This is a genomic window from Rhodococcus sp. S3, from assembly GCF_058211795.1.
On the sequence record NZ_CM177074.1, the window covers coordinates 1669181 to 1689751 of the forward strand.

General features: G+C 69.1%; 18 protein-coding genes and 1 pseudogene. 7 read left to right on the forward strand and 12 right to left on the reverse strand.

Going from position 1 to position 20571, the window contains the following annotated elements; all coding sequences use genetic code 11:
• Positions 1-3: 3 nt before the first annotated feature.
• Positions 4-783 carry a maleylpyruvate isomerase family mycothiol-dependent enzyme gene (locus AC0LPE_RS07810; protein WP_490605980.1) on the forward strand — a complete coding sequence of 260 codons (780 nt, stop codon included), beginning with the start codon at positions 4-6 and terminating at the stop codon, positions 781-783.
• A gap of 91 nt (positions 784-874) precedes the next feature.
• On the opposite strand, the gene AC0LPE_RS07815 is transcribed toward AC0LPE_RS07810, so the two are convergent.
• Positions 875-1150: a hypothetical protein gene (locus tag AC0LPE_RS07815; protein ID WP_016692063.1), complete on the reverse strand. Its 276-nt coding sequence runs from the start codon at positions 1148-1150 to the stop codon at positions 875-877.
• A 155-nt stretch (positions 1151-1305) separates the two neighbouring features.
• A complete protein-coding gene (locus AC0LPE_RS07820; RefSeq protein WP_088898737.1) occupies positions 1306-2178 on the reverse strand; it encodes a helix-turn-helix domain-containing protein in 873 nt (290 codons plus the stop codon).
• Between the two features lie 36 nt (positions 2179-2214).
• On the opposite strand from AC0LPE_RS07820, the gene AC0LPE_RS07825 reads away from it, so the two are divergent.
• On the forward strand, positions 2215-2775 hold the full coding sequence (locus AC0LPE_RS07825) for a maleylpyruvate isomerase family mycothiol-dependent enzyme (protein WP_088898736.1): 561 nt from the start codon (positions 2215-2217) through the stop codon (positions 2773-2775).
• Positions 2776-2795: 20 nt separating this feature from the next.
• Positions 2796-3704 (forward strand): pseudouridine-5'-phosphate glycosidase, encoded by a 909-nt coding sequence (locus AC0LPE_RS07830; protein WP_490605981.1) that lies wholly within the window; start codon positions 2796-2798, stop codon positions 3702-3704.
• A gap of 56 nt (positions 3705-3760) precedes the next feature.
• Here the strand turns inward: AC0LPE_RS07830 and AC0LPE_RS07835 are convergent, their stop codons facing one another.
• On the reverse strand, positions 3761-4426 hold the full coding sequence (locus tag AC0LPE_RS07835) for an NUDIX hydrolase (RefSeq protein ID WP_229567772.1): 666 nt from the start codon (positions 4424-4426) through the stop codon (positions 3761-3763).
• 61 nt (positions 4427-4487) lie between these two features.
• On the opposite strand from AC0LPE_RS07835, the gene AC0LPE_RS07840 reads away from it, so the two are divergent.
• Positions 4488-5468 (forward strand): ADP-ribosylglycohydrolase family protein, encoded by a 981-nt coding sequence (locus tag AC0LPE_RS07840; protein WP_229567774.1) that lies wholly within the window; start codon positions 4488-4490, stop codon positions 5466-5468.
• A gap of 116 nt (positions 5469-5584) precedes the next feature.
• Positions 5585-6190, forward strand: a pseudogene (locus AC0LPE_RS07845) (iron-containing alcohol dehydrogenase); the annotation flags it as partial.
• A 49-nt stretch (positions 6191-6239) separates the two neighbouring features.
• On the opposite strand, the gene AC0LPE_RS07850 reads toward AC0LPE_RS07845, so the two are convergent.
• Positions 6240-6434 carry a hypothetical protein gene (locus tag AC0LPE_RS07850; protein ID WP_060654362.1) on the reverse strand — a complete coding sequence of 65 codons (195 nt, stop codon included), beginning with the start codon at positions 6432-6434 and terminating at the stop codon, positions 6240-6242.
• 161 nt (positions 6435-6595) lie between these two features.
• On the opposite strand from AC0LPE_RS07850, the gene AC0LPE_RS07855 reads away from it, so the two are divergent.
• Entirely contained in the window at positions 6596-7093 is a 498-nt protein-coding gene (locus tag AC0LPE_RS07855; protein ID WP_229567775.1) for a beta-class carbonic anhydrase, read from the forward strand.
• A 1-nt stretch (position 7094) separates the two neighbouring features.
• Here the strand turns inward: AC0LPE_RS07855 and AC0LPE_RS07860 are convergent, their stop codons facing one another.
• Together AC0LPE_RS07860 and AC0LPE_RS07865 are read right to left on the reverse strand one after the other, a co-directional pair.
• Positions 7095-7868 carry a PIG-L deacetylase family protein gene (locus tag AC0LPE_RS07860; protein ID WP_490605982.1) on the reverse strand — a complete coding sequence of 258 codons (774 nt, stop codon included), beginning with the start codon at positions 7866-7868 and terminating at the stop codon, positions 7095-7097.
• Positions 7869-7906: 38 nt separating this feature from the next.
• Positions 7907-9949 carry an elongation factor G-like protein EF-G2 gene (locus tag AC0LPE_RS07865; protein ID WP_490605983.1) on the reverse strand — a complete coding sequence of 681 codons (2043 nt, stop codon included), beginning with the start codon at positions 9947-9949 and terminating at the stop codon, positions 7907-7909.
• 100 nt (positions 9950-10049) lie between these two features.
• Here AC0LPE_RS07865 and AC0LPE_RS07870 point away from each other — a divergent pair, with 100 nt between their 5' ends.
• A complete protein-coding gene (locus AC0LPE_RS07870; RefSeq protein WP_490605984.1) occupies positions 10050-10424 on the forward strand; it encodes an ArsR/SmtB family transcription factor in 375 nt (124 codons plus the stop codon).
• 22 nt (positions 10425-10446) lie between these two features.
• Here AC0LPE_RS07870 and AC0LPE_RS07875 read toward each other — a convergent pair whose 3' ends face one another.
• The 6 genes from AC0LPE_RS07875 to AC0LPE_RS07900 form a co-directional block, all read right to left on the reverse strand.
• A complete protein-coding gene (locus AC0LPE_RS07875) occupies positions 10447-11199 on the reverse strand; it encodes an energy-coupling factor ABC transporter ATP-binding protein (protein ID WP_490605985.1) in 753 nt (250 codons plus the stop codon).
• Positions 11196-11954 (reverse strand): cobalt ECF transporter T component CbiQ, encoded by a 759-nt coding sequence (gene cbiQ, locus AC0LPE_RS07880; RefSeq protein WP_490605986.1) that lies wholly within the window; start codon positions 11952-11954, stop codon positions 11196-11198. The genes AC0LPE_RS07875 and cbiQ overlap by 4 nt, the downstream gene beginning before the upstream one ends.
• Positions 11951-12319, reverse strand: coding sequence for a PDGLE domain-containing protein (locus tag AC0LPE_RS07885; RefSeq protein WP_490605987.1), 369 nt, complete (start codon positions 12317-12319; stop codon positions 11951-11953). Before AC0LPE_RS07885 ends, cbiQ begins: the two co-directional genes overlap by 4 nt.
• Positions 12316-12990: an energy-coupling factor ABC transporter permease gene (locus AC0LPE_RS07890; protein WP_241387228.1), complete on the reverse strand. Its 675-nt coding sequence runs from the start codon at positions 12988-12990 to the stop codon at positions 12316-12318. The genes AC0LPE_RS07885 and AC0LPE_RS07890 overlap by 4 nt, the downstream gene beginning before the upstream one ends.
• A gap of 185 nt (positions 12991-13175) precedes the next feature.
• A complete protein-coding gene (locus tag AC0LPE_RS07895) occupies positions 13176-14939 on the reverse strand; it encodes a sulfite reductase subunit alpha (RefSeq protein WP_490605988.1) in 1764 nt (587 codons plus the stop codon).
• On the reverse strand, positions 14936-20431 hold the full coding sequence (locus AC0LPE_RS07900; RefSeq protein WP_490605989.1) for a glutamate synthase-related protein: 5496 nt from the start codon (positions 20429-20431) through the stop codon (positions 14936-14938). The genes AC0LPE_RS07895 and AC0LPE_RS07900 overlap by 4 nt, the downstream gene beginning before the upstream one ends.
• Between the last annotated feature and the right edge of the window lie 140 nt (positions 20432-20571).

Below are 20571 nucleotides of genomic sequence, written 5' to 3' on the forward strand. Positions count from 1 at the left end.
GGCATGCTGGACTACGCGCGTTACTGCGGAGAGATCGTCGAACAGACGGAACTGCTGGTGGACTCACTGGCCGGGCAGGACATGACCACACCGGTGCCGTCGTGCCCGGGATGGAACGTCGGTCAGCTCGCGCGGCACATCGGCTACGGCCACCGCTGGGCGAGCGAGGCGGTCCGCGGTGAAGGGGCGATGCCGCGCACCGACCGCGCGATGAGGGAGCTGTCGGACTACGTCGACGAGAATCCGGACGAACTGATTCCGTGGTTGCGGGAAGGAGCGCGCGAACTCGACACCGCGCTGCGGGACGTCGGTCCGAACATGCGGGTGTGGACACCGATCCCGGGCGGCAAGAAGACCCCGGAGTTCTTCGCCAGACGCTTCGCCCACGAGACCGTGGTGCATCGCGCCGACGCCGCGCTCGCACTGGGAGCGGACTTCGAGCCGGCTCACGATCTCGCGGTGGACTGCGTGGACGAATGGCTCGACCTGGCGGTGGTCACCTGGCCCCGACTCGATGTCGAACGGCACCGCGCGTTGCACGGACCCGACCGGACGTTGCACTTCCACGCGACGGACACGTCGGCGGAGTGGGTCGTGGACCTGACCGGCGAGGACTTCGCGTGGCGGCATGCCCATGAGAAGAGTGCCGTCGCGGTACGCGGACCGCTGACGGAATTGCTGTTGGTGCTCTATCGTCGGCGCGCTGTGGACGCAGCCGACGTGGAGGTCTTCGGCGACTCCGGGTTCCTGGCGTCCTGGCTCGACGTCAGTCCCTTCGGCTAGCCCGAAGGCAGAACGCACAGCGGGTGGCCGCACCGCGACGGTGCCCGACTTGTCGCACCGCGACGGCGAGGCGCGGCCACCCGCCTGCGAGTCAGACCGACAGGCGCGAGGTCGAGTACGCGTGGCGGATCGCGTCGAGCGCGCTGGTGCAGGGAATGTGCGCTTCCTGCAGCGAATGGATCACCTCGGCGGTCGGTCCGGACTGCTCGAAGGCGCTGCCGGCGGCGACGGCCCAGGCGACTTCGCCGGGCTCGAACGTCCGGGTGGGCTTCCATCCTCGCTGAGGAGCAAGTTCGCGCAGAGTGCTCCAGTGCGCGACCTCGTCCGCATCCGGACGTCCGATGAAAAGTAGGCGGTCGTGTCCCACGATGAACCCCTTCGTTCTTTCTCGTGCTTCGACAGGTAGGTCGTCGTCACTGTGTGCTTCGTTACATTTACCTGATCGAGAAGCGTCGCAGGTTTAGGACGTTCCACTATGTGGTACATCCGCCCGAATCCGAGGGAACTGTCCGACGAGGGCGGTCATCCACCGCCGTAGCGAGCCGCGAACGCGCCCGGCGTCATGCCCACGACCCTCGCGAAATCCCGAACGAAATGCGGCTGGTCGGCGTAACCGAGGACCGCGGCGACCTCCGACAACGAGCCCGGTTTCTCGCGCAGGCGACCGGCGGCCTCCTGTAGTCGCCGCCGCTGGATCAGCCACTTCGGCGTCAGCCCGATCCGTCGCTGGACGAGGCGTTGCAGCGCGCGCTCACCGAGACCGAACTCCGCCCGCACCTGCTCGACCCGCAGGACGTCGGAGTTCTCCTCGACGAACGCCACCACCCGGTTGACGAGTCGCCCCTCCTCGTCGATCGGCAGATAGGCGCGCAGCAGGTCGTCGAACACCTCCGTCGCGGCGCGGTGCGACTCGCGGGAGTCCGGGCCGTGCGCCATCGCCTCGCGTACCCGCGTGATCAGACGCGCACCGGCATCTCCGAGGACGTCGGTGAGGTCGACGGCCCGGTCGGTGAATGCCGCGAGCGAGGTGCCGGTGATCAGGGCACCGGCCGCCGGACTGAGCATGGCCCCGACTGCCCAGCCCTCCCCGGTGAGGGTGACCGTGGACAGCCCGTGCTCGACGCCGTAGAAGCGCGCGTAGTCGTGCGCGACCACCAGTTGGCAGACCGGATAGCGCAGCACCCGCTGGGGTGCCTCCCGGCCGGCCGGCACCGACCAGACAGGGATCCAGTACCGCTGCATCAGATCCGTGAGGTCGGGCGCGGCGGGATAGCGGTGGATGGTGTGCGAGGCGTCGTGCGGATCCTTCAGGTGGGCGCGTTCGATGTCGTCACGACCGCCGACACGGTCGGTGTCGTCGCGACCGCCGAGGGGGTCGCTGCCGTCGGGTTTCATCAATACCTCGCCCTCGCCGGTCGTCAGTATCGAGTCATGAATACAACAGCACTGCGACACGCAGAGGCCGACAAGCCGCTCACCGACGTGATCTCGTCGCTTCGCGACACCGACTGGGACGCGCAGTCGCCGTGTGAGGGGTGGACGGCACGCGACGTCCTGGCCCACATCATCGACACGCAGCGGGACTTCTTCGCCGGACGGGGCGTCGAGGTGGGCGAGCGGCCCGATACCGACCGCCCGGCCCAGGCGTGGAGGACGCACACGGCACGAATCGCCGAGATCCTCGCCGATGACGCACTCGTCTCGACGACCTACGACGGATACTTCGGACCGACCACGGTGGGTGCGACCTTCGAGCAGTTCTACATCTGGGACATGCTCGTGCACCGCTGGGACATCGCGCGCAGCGCCGGGATCGATGCGACCTTCTCGGACGCCGAACTCGACCGGATGGAGGCCGGCGCCGACAGTTTCGGCGACGCGCTCTACATGGACGGTGTCTGCGCTCCGGCCGTGCCGGCTCCCGAGGACGCGGACCGTACGACCCGGCTCCTCGCGAAGATGGGGCGCCGCACGGCCGCGTCGATCGGTTAGGCCGCGTTATCGTCGGTCGTATGAGCGAAACGATCCGCGTCGCGGATTACGTGCGCGAGGCGATCGCGGCCGGGCGGCCGGTCGTGGCGCTCGAATCGACGATCTTCACGCACGGCCTCACCCGGCCACGCAACGTCGAGGTCGCGCTCGACGCCGAGCAACGTCTGCGCGATTCCGGGGTGTTGCCCGCGACCATCGGGGTCGTCGACGGGACCCCGACGGTGGGTCTGTCGGAACAGCAGATCCGCATGCTCGGCGCGGAGGACGTCCCGGTCGTCAAACTCGGTATCCGCGACCTGCCGGTCGCAGCGGCCAAGCAGCTGCACGGCGGGACGACGGTGTCGGCGACGGCGCTGCTCGCGTATCGCGCCGGCATCTCCGTCTTCGCCACCGGCGGTCTCGGCGGAGTACACCGCGGAGCCACGTCGACCTTCGACGAGAGCGCCGATCTCGTTGCGCTGGCGTCGCTTCCGATCCTTGTGGTGAGCGGCGGCGTCAAATCCGTCCTCGACATCCCCGCCACGCTCGAACGGCTCGAGACGCTCGGGGTGATCGTGGTCGGATACCGGACCACCCGTTTTCCCGGCTTCTACGTGCGCGACAGCGGCTGCGATGTCGACGAGGTGGAGTCGGCGCAGCAGACCGCGGAGATGGCGCGGGCGCGGGACGGGCTGGGCCTGCGGTCGGCGGTGCTCGTCGGGAATCCGGTGGCGGCCGAGGCGCAGATCGATCCGGAACTGCACGACCGCGTGCTCGCCGAGGCCGAACGCGCGGCTGTGGAGGCCGGGACGCGCGGGAAGGCGATCACCCCGTTCCTGCTCGACCACATGCACCGGGCCACCGAGGGGCGCTCGCTCGAGACGAATGTCGCGGTCTACCGTGGGAACGTCGCGGTCGCTGCGGAGATCGCGCACGCGCTGGCGGCCTGATTCCTCACTGCAGGCCGGCGGCCTGATTCCTCACTGCAGGCCGGCGGCCTGATTCCTCACTGCAGGAGGAAGGCGGCGGTGGACGACGGCAGGGGAGTGCTGCGCCGGCGGTAGATCTCGGCGGGCCGGCCCGTGCCCTCCCTGCGCAGTTCGCCGGTGGGTTCGAGGCCGTGCAGCAGGTGTCTGCGGAAGGTGTCCTTGGGATAGCTGCGGGCATAGACGGTTTCGTACAGCAGCCGCAGGTCGAGCACGGTGAACTGCTCGCCGAGGAAGTTGCCGGGGTCGACCTCGGCGGAGTACCGGCGTCGCAGGTCGGCGACGGCCAGGTCGACGATCTCGGCATGGTCGAAGGCGAGGTCGGCGGTCTCGGTGGTCGGCACGAGATGCGCCTCGGCGGGGATCTCGGCGACCGGCACCGCGGCGCCGTGGGCCATCGACAGCACCCACCCGCGGTCGTCGCGCTCGGGATCGTCGAGCATGGCCAGCTGGTAGAAGTCCACGCCCGTGAGTCCGGCCTTGTCGCGCAGGGCGCGTTCGGCGGCCTCGGCGAGTCGCTCGCCGGGGTGCAGGAAGGTGCCCGGGAGGGCGAAGGTGCCGTCGGGACGTTCGACGACCAGAACTTTCAGTACTTCGTCGACGGTGAGGACCGCGACGTCCACGGCCACCGAGGGGCGCGGGTAGTCGGTGAGCGACCTGCCGGTCGAGTCGGTCGGTGTGCCCATGGTGGACATTCAATCATTGATGCGCTAACTTTAGCGCAGACTTGATCGAATAGAGGGGTTCATGGAAACGACCGCAGCGCAGAACGACCGGGCCGCCGGAGTCCTGCTCGCCACCGCAGCAGGCGACGCACTCGGGGCCGGATACGAATTCACCTATCCGACGGACGCCACGCCCATCGACATGATCGGCGGCGGACTCGGGCCGTTCGCGCCCGGTGAGTGGACCGACGACACCTCCATGGCCCTCGCCATCGCCGAGGTCTCGGCGACCGGCGTCGACATCGGTGAGGGCGCCGGACTCGACGCGGTCGCGGCGCAGTTCCTCCGCTGGTACGCCACGAACCCCAAGGACATCGGCAACCAGACGCGTGCCGTCCTGCGCGAGGCGGGCCCCACCGCCGCCACCATGACGGCGCGCGCCCGCAGCCTCCCGGGGCGCACCGGCGGCAACGGATCGCTCATGCGCACCGCACCCGTCGGGCTCGCCTTCCTCGACGACGCCGAGCGGTGTCTGGCCGCGGCACATGCGATCAGCAGCCTCACCCACGCGGACGAGCAGGCATCCGAAGCGTGCCGGCTGTGGTCGTTCGCGATCCGTCACGCAGTCCTCCACGGCACCTTCGACGGGGTGCGGGTCGCCCTGGCCCACCTGTCGCAGCCCGCCGCACAGCGGTGGACGGCGCTGCTCGACGAGGCCGAGACCGCGCCGAGTCCGCGCGTGTTCGACAACAACGGCTGGGTCGTCCATGCCCTGCAGGCCGCGTGGTGGGCGATCACGCACGCCCGCACCGACGGCCCCGGACACCTGCCGGAGGCACTCGAACTCGCCGTGCGCGCCGGCAACGACACCGACACGGTCGCGGCCATCGCGGGCGGGCTGCTCGGCGCCCGGTGGGGTGCCTCCGCGGTGCCCGAGCGGTGGCGTCGCATGCTGCACGGATGGCCGGGCTACCGCGCGGACGACCTCGAGCGCCTCGGACTGCTCACCGCGCGGAAGGGCTCCGGCGAGCGCGAGACGGGACTGCGGGTCGTCGAGAGTTGAGACTCCCCGAGATCCGCCGGATGCCTCCGCTCGCGGCTGTGATGCGGTAGACACGAGGCGTCGGCCGGATACTCGAGGAGGGATCGCACGTGGCTTCCATCGCACTTCCACGCATCATGCGCGTCGGCGGGGGCGCCGTCGACGAGGTCGGGGAGGTCGTCGCCGGACTCGGACTCGCCCGGCCCCTGGTGGTGACCGACAAGTTCCTGGTCGGCACGGGTGCGGTGGACCGGATGGTCGCGCAGCTCGAGGCCGCCGGACTGCACCCCGCGGTCTTCGCCGAGACCGTGCCCGACCCCACCACAGCCTCGCTCGAAGCGGGTGTCGCGGCGGTCGCCGAGCACGACGCCGACTGCGTGATCGGGTTCGGTGGGGGAAGCCCGATGGCCACGGCCAAGGCGCTCGGGCTGCTCGCCCGGCAGGGCGGCCACATGCGCGACTACAAGGCGCCGCGCGACAACATCGGCCCGGCGCTACCGGTGATCGCTGTGCCCACCACGGCGGGAAGCGGCTCGGAGGCAACCCAGTTCACGGTCATCAGCGACAGTGAGACCGACGAGAAGATGCTGTGCCCGGGTCTGGCCTTCCTGCCGGTCGCCGCGATCGTCGACTACCGGCTCACCCTGACGATGCCCCCGCGCCTGACCGCGGACACCGGCGTGGATGCACTCACCCACGCCATCGAGGCCTATGTCAGCAGGAAGGCGAACCCGTTCTCCGAGGCCGACGAGATCCGCGAACTCTACGGGCGGATCTACGCGTGAGGACGGCTCATTCGGGGGCCTGATCGTCGGGTTCTACCTTCTCCGTCTTCACCCGGTCCGCGACATTGCCGGGCGCACCCTCCTCCTCGCGTTCCTTCTCGACCTTCTGTTCGAGCTTGTCGACGAGATGCTTGATCTTCTGGCCGGTGAGGTCGTCGTTGTCCTCGGGGCGGCCCGAGCCGTGCTTGGGGGCGTTGTCCATCGACGTCCGTCCTTCGTTCGTAGGGTGCAGGGGAGCGGTACCCGAGCGCCGGAACGGTCAAACGGGCAAACGGTTCTGCTCACGCCGATCACCACCCTGTACGGGCACGCCGAACCGGGCCATCATCGGGGCGGCCTGTCCGACGACGAAGGGGGACGAGGATGACCGTCACCGAGGAATTCCTGAAGAACAACGAGACCTACGCGGCCGGCTTCTCCGGCCCGCTGCCGCTTCCGCCCAGCAAACACATCGCGATCGTGGCGTGCATGGACGCCCGGCTCGACGTGTACCGGGCGCTCGGCATCGAGGAGGGCCAGGCCCACGTGATCCGCAACGCCGGCGGAGCCGTGACCGACGACGTGATCCGTTCGCTCACCATCAGTCAGCGACTGCTCGGCACCACCGAGATCGTGCTGGTCCACCACACCGACTGCGGCATGCTGACCTTCACCGACGACGAGTTCACGCGCGCGGTGCAGGACGAGATCGGTATCCGCCCGGCCTGGGCACCGGAGTCCTTCCGCGACCCGCACGAGGACGTGCGCCAGTCGCTGCGCCGCATCGAGACGAGCCCGTTCGTCACGAAGACCAGCTCGCTGCGCGGGTTCGTCTTCGACGTGGCAACCGGCAAACTCGAGGAGACCGTGCCCGCCGCCTAGTTCAGAGCGGGAGTTCGGTCTCCTGCAGGCCGGGCGGAAGGCTACGGCGCCGGAACCATTCGACACCGAAGGCGGCGCGCAGGTGTTCCTCGGGCATGTTCAGCATCGGCCCGAAGTCGCCGATCTGCGACTCGTAGCTGACCATCGCCGCGCGTTTGGCGCCCAGTGCCGTCGACACGTCCACGGCGGTGGTCAGTTCCGATTCCGGCAGGCCGAAGGTCCCGAGGTCCGGTGGGCGCACGTCGTCGGGGGTGTCCGGCAGCGCCGAGAGCAGCCGCATCAGGTGGTCCCGGTTGCTCGACGCCTCGTAGACGGCATCGTGTCCGGTGATCCGTTCGGCGTGGACACCGGCCCGGTGGACCTGGACGTGATCGGGATGGCCGTAGCCGCCGTGCGCGTCGTAGATCGTGACGACATCGGCGCGTTCCTGCTCGATCATGGCGGCCAGCCTGGCCCCCACCTCGCTCGGATCGGCATTGGCGAAGGCATTCGGATCGTGGTTGCCGACCGTGCCGGCCATCCCCGAATCGCCGTATCCGAAGGGCACCACTCGCGTCGCACCCAGCGCCCGGGCCGATTCCTCGAGCTCCTTCGTGCGGCGGGCGGCGAGGGATTCGCCGGGCGCGAGCAGCCCATCGGGATATTCGCCGCGGGCACCGTCGGTGGCGACGACGAGCACGACGCGATGCCCGGCGTCGGCGGCCCGGCGCATCACGCCACCGGTGAGGAACACCTCGTCGTCGGGGTGTGCGTGGAAGCACAGCAGAACGCTCATGGCGTTCATGCTGACACGCTGCCCGTCCGGTGCAGTGGTCAGTCCGACTCGCCGTATCGGGCCGCGAGGTTCTCGGGCATCGGTTCGTGCCGCAGATACTGGCGGGCGAAATCGGCGGTGCCCTGCGTGATGGCCCGCAGTTCGACCGGATAGCGGCCGAGTTCGAGTTCGGGAACCTCCGCGCGCAGCAGAGCCACACCGGGCTCGGGGGATTCGGTGCCGAGCACCCGTCCGCGCCGGGCCGACAGATCGCCGAGGACCGCACCGAGATACTCCTCGGGCACGATCACCCGCACGGCGGCGACCGGTTCGAGTACGCGAACGGTGCTGTGCGCGGCCGCATCCCGCAGGGCCAGCCCGGCGGCCGCCTGGAAGGCCGCGTCGGACGAATCCACCGAGTGGGCCTTGCCGTCGACCAGGGTGACCTGCACGTCGACGAGCGGATATCCCGTCGTCACGCCCTTCTCTGCCTGCGCGTACACGCCCTTCTCCACGGACGGGATGAACTGGCGCGGAACCGCACCGCCCACCACCTTCTCGGCGAAGACGACCCCGCTGCCCACCGGCAGTGGTTCGACCTCGACGTCGACGACCGCGTACTGGCCGTGCCCGCCGGATTGTTTGACGAGCCTGCCGTGGCCTTTCGCGGGGCCGGCGAAGGTCTCCTTCAGCGGCACCCGATGCTCGACCGTGTCGACCTGGACACCGTGCCGGGTGCGCAATCGTTCGAGGACCAGTTCGGCGTGCGCCTCACCCGTGCACCACAGCACGAGCTGGTGGGTCTCGGGATTCTGCTCGACGCGCAGCGCGGGATCCTCGGAGGCGAGGCGCGACAGGGCCTGGGACAGCTTGTCGTCGTCGGTGCGGGTGTGTGCCTCGATCGCGACGGGGAGCAGAGGAGTCGGGGTGGGCCACCGGTCGAGTGGGACCGGATGGTCGGGGTCGTACAGGACGTCGCCGGGTTGTGCCGTCGCGAGCTTCCCGACGGAGGCGATGTCTCCCGCCACGGCCTCGCCGACCGGGCGCTGTTGCTTGCCGAACGGGCTCGTCAGGGCAGGAATGCGTTCGCGGCTGTCGCGGTCGCCGTCGGCCAGCGCGACGATCGTGTCGGGTCGCAGCGTGCCGGAGTAGACGCGCACCAGGCTGATCCGCCCGACATAGGAGTCGCCGGCCACGCGCACGACCTGCGCGGCGAGCGGACCGTCCGGATCGCACGGCGGTGCCCCGCGACCGCGCTGCGTCGGTGCGGGGAATCCGGTGGTGATCAACTCGAGCAGTTCGACGGCGCCGATCCCTGTCTCGTCGGCGGGGACGGCCGGGTGCAGGGTGCACGCCAGGATCTCGCGGGTGAGTCCTTCCTGCAGGGAGGCCGTGTCGAGTTGCTCGCCGGCGATGAACCGTTCCATGAGCGTGTCGTCCTGGCCGGAGATGGCCTCCACGAGGCTCTCGCGCGCTTCGGTGGACACCGGGCACGGACCGGGTTCGCCGTAGCTGCGGCCCGTCAGCAGACCCATCGACCCGATCGGGCGGTCGCCGTCGTAGACGGGATAGAACATGGCCCGCAGGGTGTCCGGTCCCAATCCGAATGCGTCGTGGCATTCGGTGAGCATCTCGTCGTAACTGCGCCGTGCGATGTCGAGCTTGTTCACCACGATCGCCCGGGGGATGTTCTCCTCGTCGCACTCACGCCACAGCGCGCGCGTCGCCGCGGTGATGGGGTCGGTGGCGGAGACGACGAAGACCGCGGCGTCGGCGGCGTGGAGTCCGGCGCGGACCTCCGCGTCGAAATCGGGATGCCCCGGGGTGTCGACGATATTGATCTTCACGCCCTTCCATTCGACGGGCACCACGGCGAGCTGTACCGAACGGTGATGGCTCTGTTCGATCTCCTCGTAGTCGGACACCGTCGTACCGTCGGCGACCCTGCCTGCCCGGCCCACCGCGCCGGCGGCGACCGCCAGGGACTCGGCCAGGCTGGTCTTGCCGGCACCGCCGGAGCCCACGAGCGCGACGTTGCGGATCCGGTCGGGACTGTCTGCGGTGGGTGCCTGTCGGCTGCGTGCTGCGGTGCGATCGGCCATCGACCTGCTCCTCGACTGTGCCCGTCCGGGGGTACGGGGCAGGTCCACAGTCTAGTGAATGATCCGTCGGCACAGGGCGTGGTGTTCGTACACTCGTGGCATGACCGGTGACGCGGAATTCGATTCCGAAGGTGTACGCCGAGCGACACTCGCCCTCCGGACACCGGATATCGATCGATGGGCAGATCGATTCGAGTTGCTCTCCGACGTGAACCGGCTACGGCTGCTGCTGTGCCTGCATCACGCTCCGGGCATCTGCGTCACGGACCTTGCCATCGCGCTCGGTATGACCGGCACCGCCGTCTCCCACGCGCTGCGTCTGCTACGGAGCCGCGGATGGGTGACGGCGGAACGGGAAGGCCGCATGGTGCGCTACCGGCTGACCGACGCGACCGTGCACGAACTCCTGCATTCCATCGGCGCGACACACGAACACGCAGGTCACTCTCACTCGCAGGTGAAGTCGCCGGACTGACACCGAACCGGCGACACGACCCTCACCGGGGTGTCGTGGACGCCGGGGTGAAGCCCCACGGCAATTCGAGTCGGTGCCGGGCGAGCAACTCGGAGTCCGCCAGGATCGTGGAGATCGGACCGTCCGCAACCACCCGGCCCTCGTCGAGGATCACCGCCCGGGAACACAACTGGGCGGCGTACGGCAGGTCGTGGGTCACCACCAGCATCGTGGCGGTGAGCCGCAACAGCACCTCCGCGAGTTCCCGTCGCGAGACGGGGTCGAGGTCGTTGGACGGTTCGTCGAGGACGAGTACACCGGGAAGACACGACAGGGCCGTGGCCAGAGCCACGCGTCGGCGTTGTCCGGCCGACAGGTGCATGGTCGTGCGGTCGGCGTGTTCGGTCATCGCCACGGCGTCGAGCGCGGAACGCACCCGGTGGCCGAGTTCCGGTTCGGACACCCCGAAATTCGCGGGACCGAACGCGACATCCTGCGTCACGGTGGGCATGAACAGTTGGTCGTCCGGATCCTGGAAGACGAGCCCGACCCGGCTGCGGATCTCCCGCACGGTGCTCCGGTCGACGACGGTGCCGTCGATCCGCACACTGCCGGAAGAGGGGGAGAGCACCCCGTTCAAGTGCAGCATCAAGGTGGTCTTCCCGGAACCGTTCGGGCCCAGGACCGCCACGCGCTCACCGGCAGGCACGTGCAGGTCGATTCCGCGCAGCGCATGCCGGCCGTCGGGGTAGACGTACCGCACCGCGGAGAGTTCGACGCTCGCCGGACCGCTCATACCGTGCTCCACGCAGCGGCGCACACCGCGGCGGCGAGCACGGCAGGGGTCAGTCCCTGCATCCAGGCGGTCGCACCGGCCGCAGCGCCCGTGGTGGGCACGGAGCCGGTGAACCCTCGCGAGAGCATCGCCGAGTGGACCCGTTCACCTCGTTCGTAGGCTCGGACGAACAGCACCCCCACCCCGCGCGCGGTCGCTCCGATCCTCGACAGCATCCTCGGATCGTCACCCCGTGAGCGACGCGCGACATCCATGCGTCTCGCCTCGTCGGTGAGCAGCCCCACGTAGCGGAGCATGAGCAGGACCACCGTGGTGACCAGCGACGGCACGCGCAGTCTCGTGAGGCCACCGGGAAGATCCTGTACCGGCGTGGTGGCGGCCAGCACCAGGGAGGCCAGGACGCCGAGAGTGCCCTTGACCAGAATTCCCCACGCCGCGTACAGGCCGGGAACCGACAGCGACAGTCCGAGCACCTCCACCCGCGATCCGGACTCGGCGAACGGCAGGAGCACCGCGAGTGCGACGAAGGGCACCTCGATCGACAGCCGGGGCAGGAGCCACGACAACCGGATCTGTGCGGCAGCACAGACCGCGACGACGATCGAGAAGTAGAGCGCGAACGCCCAGAGCACCTCGCGAGGGGTGGCCACCACCGCGAACGTGAAGGCGATCGCCGCCACGATCTTCACCTCGGCGGGAAGCCTGCGGGCGGGAAGCCGTGCCGGGGCCGAGACCTGCTCGAGGACCGCGGTCACGGTCCGCCCTCCTCAGGTGCCGGGTCGCGGGCCGGCACCCGCCGGCGCCGCGCGAGCAAGCGGAACATCCCGATCGCGACCGCCAGGGTCACGAGGGCGCCGACCACACCGGCGATGCCGGTCGATCCGTCACGGTCGCCGACGCTGTAGTCGGCCAGCGGGCTCGTGGCGAACGCGTGGTCCTCCGCGACGGCAGCGGGACAGTCCCCGGCGATGACGTCCTCTCCCTCGCTCTGCACGACCTCGCATCCGCGGGTGGTCGCTGCTTCGAGTCCGTCCGGGTCCGGATCCGCGAGATAGGACATCAGTCCCGCGATCAGCAGGACTGCGACCCCCAGGACGACGAGGATTCTGGACGTTCTCATATCGTGCTCGGCTCGGTCTGCCGCAGCGGACGGAGGAGGAAGACGAGGTCGGGGCGTGCCCGGGCCACCGCCATCACCGTGGCCGCGGTGATCACGCCTTCGCCGATACCGATGAGGAGATGGACTCCGAGCATGAACGGGGCGATGGTGCCGAGCGAGCCGGCCGTGCCACCCAGTGCGTACTCGACGAGGAAGGCACTCGCCGCCACGACGGTCGCGCCTGCGGCCGCCACGAACGAAACGGCCCCGAGCGGAGCGAGACCCCGATAGCGCCGCAGCACGGGTCGCAGTGCCACTGCGATGCCGTAACCTGCCGCGACGCCCACGAGTGCCAGATTGGTGATGTTGGCGCCGAGCGCACTCAGACCGCCGTCCGCGAACAGAAGTGCCTGCACGACGAGCACGACCGTCAGGCAGATCACCGCTGTCGCCGGGCCGACCAGGATGGCGGCGAGCGCTCCGCCGAGGACATGGCCGCTGACACCGGGCAGGACCGGGAAGTTGATCATCTGGAGGGCGAAGACGAACGCGGCGACGAGACCGGCCAGGGGCGCGGTGCGATCGTCGAGTTCTCTCCGGGCGCGGGGCAGAGCCACAGCCAGTCCGGCCGCGGCGATCACGAACAGGACCACCGACGCGGGGATGTCGATGAGGCCGTCACTCATGTGCATTGCCGAAACGTCCACGGGGACCACCCTTCGACGTGGAGTGCTTGTCCGGCACACTACCTGATCATCTGAACAGTCACGCAGTATTCGAGAGGCCGGATCGCGGTGAATTCCGTTTCAAGATCATCGAATTCGGCCGCGACGCTCGACGCGCGCGAGCGCCGGGGACGCCCGCCCCGGCGCCTCGATCAGTACACGTCGCGTACGTACCGCTTCTCGCGCTTGAGTGCGGTGACGTACTCGGCGGCCCCATCCTCGCTCAGCCCGCCGTGCTCGGCGACGATCTCGTGCAACGCGCGGTCGACGTCCTTCGCCATTCGCGAGGCGTCGCCGCAGATGTAGAAGTGGCCGCCGTCCTCGAGCCAGGCGAACAGTTCCGCGCCGTTCTCCTTCATCCGGGTCTGGACGTAGATCTTCTCCGACTGGTCGCGGGAGAACGCCAGGTCGAGCCGGGTGAGCACGCCCGAGTCGACGAACTCGGCCAGTTCGTTCTCGTAGATGAAGTCGCAACTGCGCTTCTGGTCGCCGAAGAACAGCCAGTTCCTGCCCGTCGCCCCGCGGGCGCTGCGTTCCTGCAGGAACCCCCGGAACGGCGCGATGCCCGTGCCGGGGCCCACCATGATCATCGGTGCGGTGTCGTCGGCGGGGACGCGGAAGGCCTTGTTCTTCGACACGAAGATCCCGACCGTGCTCTCGCCCACGCGATCGGCGAGGAAGGTCGAGCACACACCTCGCCGCTCGCGACCGTCGGTGCCGTAGCGCACCGCCGCGACCGTCAGGTGCACGGAACCCTCGCACGCCTTCGGGCTCGACGAGATCGAGTAGGCGCGGTGCTGGAGCGGACGCAGCAGCGCGAGGAACTGCTCGGCCGACAGTTCGGGTGCGGGGTCGAGCAGCAGCACATCGAGAATGTCGCGGCCCCACAACCATTCGTCGAGCGCGGCCTTGTCTCCGTGTCGCAGCACGTAGGTGAGTTCCTCGTTGCCCGTGTGCTTCTCGATCTCCTCGAGCAGGTCGACAGACGGCGCAGTGATCTCGTAGTTGTAGGTGAGCAGGTGCCCGAGGGTCTCGTCGTGCTCCTCGGGTACCACCGCGCCGTCGAGACCCAGCCGGGTGAGGATCGCCTCGACGAGTTCGGAGTCGTTGACGGGCACGACGTTCAGCGCATCACCGGCCTCGTATTCGAGACCGGAATCCGCCAGCGCGAATTCGTAGTGGCGGATCTCCTTGGCCGAATGCTCGCCGGACAGCAGGACGTTCGATGTCAGGGTCGCGGGGTAGGGATTCTTGCGGGTCCACTGCGACTTCGCCCGGGCCGGTGCCGCCGGTGCGGGCGCGGCGGGAGTGCCGTCGCCCACGATCCCCTCGACCGCGGCGACGAGCGGCAGCGTTTCGGCGATCCACGCCGCGGCGAGCTCCTCGAACTCGACATCGCAGTCCACCCGCGGCACGATGCGCTGCGCACCGAGCTGCTCGAGGCGCATGTCGATGAGCTTGCCGGCTTGGCAGAAACCGTCGTAGCCGGTGTCGCCGAGGGCGAGCACCGCGAAGTGCATGCTCTCGAGGCGCGGGGCGCCCTCGGCCGACAGTGCTTCCCAGAACAACTCGGCGTTGTCGGGCATTTCACCCTCGCCGTAGGTGGACGTGACGATCAGGACCTGACCCAGGCCGGCGAACCGATCGGGGTCCATGTCGTCGAGGGCGCACACGACCGGCGCGAAGCCCTGGGCGCGGGCCGCGGCCGCGGCGTCCTCGGCGACGGATTCGGCATTGCCGGTCTGCGAGCCGTACAGCACGTGCAGAGCGGGTGCCGAACCGGTGGTCCCGGCATCGTCGGCGGGACCACCGGAGAACAGGCGGGTCTGCATCCCGGCGACGAAGCCGGAGAGCCACGACCGCTGATCCGCGGTGAACGGAGCATCGAGGGGAATGAACGGGCTGGTGGTGGTCACGCGGAGGCTCCCATCGTGGACGCGAGAACGCTCGGCACGGCGTTGCGCGCGAACAGTTCTTCGTAACCGGGCAGGCGACCTGCGGCGTCGAGATTCTTGCGGCTCTGCAAGAGGATCCAGCCGTAGGTACCGGGCGCATCGACCGAGCGGACGTTGCGCAGGGCCAGGGCCTGCTTGTAGTCGTTCAGGCGCTTGTCGGCGACCAGCGCCGCGAGCTGCTCGTCGGTGTGGTCGGCGATCGCCGCGAGGGCGTAGCGCTCGAGCTTCGCGACGAGGAAGAAGTCCTCGGTGAGCAGCAGATTGCGTGCGGCCTTCTGCACCGCCGGATCCGACACGTCGGTGGCGCCGGGGACCTTCTGCAGCGCCATCTCCTGCGCGGCGGTGAGCACCGTGTAGTTGTTGAGCAGCGCGTACATGGCCTCGGTGTCGGTCGCGTCCGGGGTGACACCACCGGCGACGGGAACACCCGAGCGGTAGTTCTCCTTGAACTTGCGCACCTGGTGCGCGACCAGCGCGGTGGCGACCTCGGCGGCGAGGTCCTTGCGCGACGCTGCGGCGAGGATCTCGCCGAGGTCCTGGTACTGCAGCAGCGCGCGCGGCATGCCGTACGCGAAGCGGTGCTGCTCGACCTGCCAGTTGTCGATCAGGAAGCGGGCCTTCACCGAACCGGTCGCCTCGACGTGCAGGTGCAGCAGCTGCAGTACCGCGGCGTTGTGGATCGCGGCCTGCGGGTCGTCGCCGGTGATCGACCCGAGGACGATCGAGTCGGCGCTGGCCTTGCGGGGGAGCAGGCCCTCGGGGTCGTACTGGTAGACGAACCCGCCCGACATGCCGTTGCCGAAGCCCTTGCCGAACTCGCCGATGTTGAGCACCGCACCGTTGGTCATGTACTCGCAGGCGAACTCGCCGACACCCTCGACGACGGCGGTGGCACCGGAGTTGCGCACCGCGAAGCGGTCGCCGGCCTCGCCCTCGACGAACAGGCGACCGCCGGTCGCACCGAAGAGTGCGAAGTTGCCGATGAGCACGTTGCCACCGCGATCGTCGCTGCCGCCGCCGGGGGAGCGCAGCACGATCTGCCCACCGCACTGGCCCTTGCCGACGCCGTCGTTGGCGGTACCGGTGTGCACGATGTGCATGCCGTCGTTGCAGAACGCCCCGAAGGACAGGCCCGCCGAACCGGAGGTGGTGATGGTGACGGTGCCGTCGCGCAACCAGCGGCGTCCACGCTCGTCGTCGAGCACGGCCGGCAGGGCGCCGAGATCCTCGTGGTTGAGCATGCGCTCGATGTCGATCGCCAGCTGCGCGCCGACGCTCTTGTTGTTGTTCGTCAGCTGCACGCCGTCGCCGAGCGAGACGGTGAGCTCCTTCGCATCGACGAGGGCCTCGCGCAGCCGGGCCACCCACGCGTCGTCGAGCGAGTAGTCCTTCTCCATGTAGACCGGGTTGTCGATGTGCACCTCGGGCAGCACCGCGAGCATCGCCCGCAGATCCAGCCGGCCCACGCTCGACGGGTGGTCGAGCAGGTGCAGCAGGTCGGCGCGGCCACGCGCGTCGCGCAGCGACCGCAGACCCAGGCGGGCGAGCAGCTCCCGGGTCTCGTGCGCGACGTTGAGCAGGTACTGGGCCATCGCCCGCGGATCACCGTTGAACACTTCGGGATTCGTGGTCAGACCGGCGGGGCACTTGACGTTGCAGTTCTTCGCCATGACGCAGCCGAGCATCATCAGCGCGGTGGTGCCGAACTCGAAGCTGTCGGCGCCGAGCAGCGCGGAGACGATGACGTCCGACGCGGTCTGGTGCGCACCCGAGCAGCGCAGCACGACCTTGTCGCGCAGACCGTTGGCCGTGAGGGCCTGGTGGACCTCGGCGACACCGATCTCCGCGGACCGGCCCGCGTACTTCAGCGAGGTCACCGAGGCGGCGCCCGTGCCGCCGGTGTTGCCGGCGACGTTGATGACGTCGGCGCCCGCCTTCGCGACACCCACGGCGATCGTGCCGATGCCCTCCGAGGAGACGAGCTTGACGATCACCCGCACCCGCGCCGCCTTGGCGTCGTGGATGAGCTGGGCGAGGTCCTCGATCGAGTAGGTGTCGTGGTGCGGCGGCGGCGAGACCAGCTCGACGCCCGGCGTGGCGCCACGTGCCGCGGCGATCTCCACGGTGACCTTCTTGGCGGGAAGCTGGCCGCCCTCGCCGGGCTTGGCGCCCTGCGCGATCTTGATCTCGATCTCCTCGAGCATCGGATCGGCGAGGTAACCGGCCCACACACCGAAGCGGCCGGACGCGAACTGCTTGATACGCGAGCCGCGGATGGTGCCGTAGCGGGAGATGTGCTCGCCGCCCTCACCGCAGTTCGACATGCCGCCCACCATGTTGGTGCCGTGGGCGACGGCCTCGTGGGCGTTGGAGTTGAGCGCGCCGTGGCTCATCGCACCCGACGCGAGCGCCGGGGTGATCTCGTGGGCGGGCTGCACCCGGTCGAGCCGCACGCTCAGCGGGGCCTGACGGACCTGCTCGAGATAGCGCGCGGCATCACCGATCGCGTGCACGGTCAGGGTGTCGCCGTAGCAGCGGTGCGAGACGATGGCGTCCCCGAAGCGGGCGACGAGCGAGGCCGCGAGCGCATCGGGACGACGGTGGTCGTCGGCGAGCGGACCGGTCAGACGCAGCACGAACTCGCTCTCACCGACCCGAGCTGCGGAGATCCCGCGCACGAGCATCGAGTTGTTGCCGAACCGCGCGAAGCGGCCCATCTCCTTGGTGAAGTCCTCGGCGGTGACGGCGTAGGTGACGTCGGCCGGCAGGGCGAGCACGTCGCGCAACGCCGCGGGACGCTGCGCGCGCTCGTCGGCCATCGTGCGGGCGAACGCGCGGTAGCCCGGGGTGATCTCGAAGGCATCGATCTCGGCGGGTGTCAGGGCGCGGAAGCCGCCGTAGCGGTACGACGCGTCGTCGAGACCGTGCGCGTCGGAGAGGCGGTGCAGCGGCAGCAGACGCAGCGCGTCGGTCAGATCCGGCTCGGCCTCCTTCTCGACGGGCAGCGTGAACGGCTCCTCGGTCATGTCCACGAAGCCGCGCACGGCGGTCGTGCCGAACGAGTGACCGGCGCCCTCGGCGCGCTCCTTGAACAGACCCAGCAGCGGGACGTCCTTCTCCGTCTCGACCGTGAGAGCGCGACGGTGCCAGTCGGCGACGGCCTGCGCGAGGGTGGTGAAACCGACACCGCCGACCGGGGACTTCACGTTCGGGAACCAGCGCGCGAGCACCTCGTCGCTCGTGTCGAGATAGCTCGGCTCGAAGAACTCACCGCCGATGTACGACTCGACGGTGCACAGGCCGACGCGTCCCATCGTCTTCATGAGCGACTTCTCGGCCGCCTTGCGGAACTTCAGGAAGGCCGCGTCGGCATCGTCGCCGAACTTCTCCTCGGCGCGCATCTGCACCGTGAGCGGATACACCGCAGCGGCACCGAAACCGAGGGTCGCAGCGATGTGGTGCGACGAGAACAGCTGTCCGGACTCGACGATGACGGACACGCGCAGACGCAGTCCCTCGTCGATCAGGCGCTGGTTGACGGCGGCGACGGTGAGTACCATCGGCAGTCCGGCGCGGTCGGTGGAGACGTGGCGGTCGGTGAGCACGGCGATGCCACCGGATTCGCGGGCGAAATCGGCAATGGCCTCGGCAGTACCGTCGATCGCGGCGGCGAGTGCGGCCGCGTTCGCCTTGGCGTCGTCGAAGACGGGGGAGTACAGCATCTCGAAACGCCGCACCGGGGTGTCGGACTGCTCGCGGATACGCAGCATGTCGAGGTGCGTGAGGATCGGGGTGGGCACCACGATCTGGGTCGCGGACGAGGCGGGAGCACCGCTACCGGGGCGAGCGCCGAGCGCGACGCGCAGGGTCATGCCGTCCGCCTCGCGGATCGAGTCCAGCGACGGGTTGGTGACCTGGGCGAAGCGCTGCGAGAAGTACTTGGCCACACCGCCTTCCTGATCCGACAGCGCATTGATGGCGTTGCCGTAGCCCATCGCGGAGATGCGCTCCTGACCCGACGCGAGCATCGGGTCGAGCATGAACCGGAAGGACTCCTGGTTGATGCTGTAGGACACGTAGCGCTGGTAACGCTCGAGATCGCCGTTGTAGCGCAGCGGGGAACCGGCCTTCTCGGCGGGAACCTCGGGCAGGGCATCGAGATTGCGGCGGGCATCGTCGACGAGCGACGCGTAATCCTTCCGGGCGGCAAGAAGTTCGAGCGCCTCGACGGTTCCGTAGGAGCGGCGCGTGCGGTGATCGAAGTACAGCATGCCGCCGGCCTCGATGCGGCCGCGGCGCAGCACGGTCTCGGGCGCGAAGTCGAACTGGCCGGCCTCGGAGGTGACGGCGAAATACTCCTCGGTCTCCACGGTGCGCAGCGGGCGCAGGCCGAGGCGGTCGAGGCGCGCGCCGACGACGGCGCCGTTGCCGAAGATCAGCGCGGCGGGACCGTCGTTCTTCTCCTCGTACAGCGAGAAGAACTCGAGCATCGCGCGGACCTGCGGCGACAGCTCGGTGTCGTTCTCCCAGGCCGGGGGCATCATCTGCACGACGGCGGTGACGAGGTCGAGGTCGTTGTGGGCGATGCGCGAGGCCAGGGTCTGATCGAAGCGGCAGCTGTCGGACTGTCCCGGCGGGCGGATGATGTCGCGGCCCATCGCGCGGGCGAGAGCGCCCTCGAACAACCGGTTCTTGCGATCGGTGTTGAGCTCGCCGTTGTGCGCCATGAGGCGGAACGGCTGCGCCATCGTCGGATGCGGATCGGTGTTCGTCGAGAACCGGGTGTGGAAGAACAGGGTGTGCACCGCGTGCCGCGGGTCGGTGAGATCGCGGAAGTACGGGATGACCTCGTGAGAGTTCAAGCGGTTCTTGAGAACCTGCGTGCGCGCACTGAGCGAGAGCGGGTACAGCCCGCCCAGTTCGGGCTCGGTGTAGGCGCGGGCCTCGACCTCGAGAAGCACGCCGTGCAACAGCCGGTCGAACTCGTCGACGGAGTCGCACGCATCGGGCCGGGTGAAGATCCACTGCCGGATCGGCAGCTGGTATTTCGGTGCGGCAGGACGCAACACGCTGTCGTCGACGGGAACGTCGCGCACCGCGAGCACGGTGACCCCGGCTCCGGCGAGCGCCGACGAAACGAGTTCCTCGGCATCGGCATGCGCCGCGGAATCGGTGGGGAGGAAGAAGTTCCCGGCACCGAAGTATCCCGCCTGCAAGGGTTTTCCGGTGATCTGGGAGAAGAAGGCGACCGACAGGTCCACGTTGATGCCGGCTCCGTCGCCGACACCCTCGGCGGACATGCCACCGCGGTGCGGCACGACGCACAGGGCCTCGTGGCCGCGGGTGAGCACGTCGTGGGTCTGCACGCCGTCCTTGCGGGTGATGAAACCGACACCACAACTGCTCTTGTCCAGCGTGCTGTCGTACAGGCCGGTGTCACTGGCGTGCGTCACGGACGTCCTCCTCGGTGCATCGAATTCGGCGTCGACCGGCAGTGACGATGCGAAGAAGGGGAACGCGTGGGAAGGCGCAGCTCCTGAAGTGCATAGACGTGTGCCGGAGACGATATAGGTGAATGCAGACGTCTTTGTCC

Bases quoted from the DNA above. Each gene is read 5' to 3' on its own strand.
- AC0LPE_RS07810 (WP_490605980.1), top strand. From the start codon at position 4: ATGCTGGACTACGCGCGTTACTGCGGAGAGATCGTCGAACAGACGGAA.
- AC0LPE_RS07820 (WP_088898737.1), bottom strand. From the start codon at position 2,178: ATGAAACCCGACGGCAGCGACCCCCTCGGCGGTCGCGACGACACCGAC.
- AC0LPE_RS07825 (WP_088898736.1), top strand. From the start codon at position 2,215: ATGAATACAACAGCACTGCGACACGCAGAGGCCGACAAGCCGCTCACC.
- AC0LPE_RS07830 (WP_490605981.1), top strand. From the start codon at position 2,796: ATGAGCGAAACGATCCGCGTCGCGGATTACGTGCGCGAGGCGATCGCG.
- AC0LPE_RS07835 (WP_229567772.1), bottom strand. From the start codon at position 4,426: ATGGGCACACCGACCGACTCGACCGGCAGGTCGCTCACCGACTACCCG.
- AC0LPE_RS07840 (WP_229567774.1), top strand. From the start codon at position 4,488: ATGGAAACGACCGCAGCGCAGAACGACCGGGCCGCCGGAGTCCTGCTC.
- AC0LPE_RS07850 (WP_060654362.1), bottom strand. From the start codon at position 6,434: ATGGACAACGCCCCCAAGCACGGCTCGGGCCGCCCCGAGGACAACGAC.
- AC0LPE_RS07855 (WP_229567775.1), top strand. From the start codon at position 6,596: ATGACCGTCACCGAGGAATTCCTGAAGAACAACGAGACCTACGCGGCC.
- AC0LPE_RS07860 (WP_490605982.1), bottom strand. From the start codon at position 7,868: ATGAGCGTTCTGCTGTGCTTCCACGCACACCCCGACGACGAGGTGTTC.
- AC0LPE_RS07865 (WP_490605983.1), bottom strand. From the start codon at position 9,949: ATGGCCGATCGCACCGCAGCACGCAGCCGACAGGCACCCACCGCAGAC.
- AC0LPE_RS07870 (WP_490605984.1), top strand. From the start codon at position 10,050: ATGACCGGTGACGCGGAATTCGATTCCGAAGGTGTACGCCGAGCGACA.
- AC0LPE_RS07875 (WP_490605985.1), bottom strand. From the start codon at position 11,199: ATGAGCGGTCCGGCGAGCGTCGAACTCTCCGCGGTGCGGTACGTCTAC.
- AC0LPE_RS07885 (WP_490605987.1), bottom strand. From the start codon at position 12,319: ATGAGAACGTCCAGAATCCTCGTCGTCCTGGGGGTCGCAGTCCTGCTG.
- AC0LPE_RS07890 (WP_241387228.1), bottom strand. From the start codon at position 12,990: ATGCACATGAGTGACGGCCTCATCGACATCCCCGCGTCGGTGGTCCTG.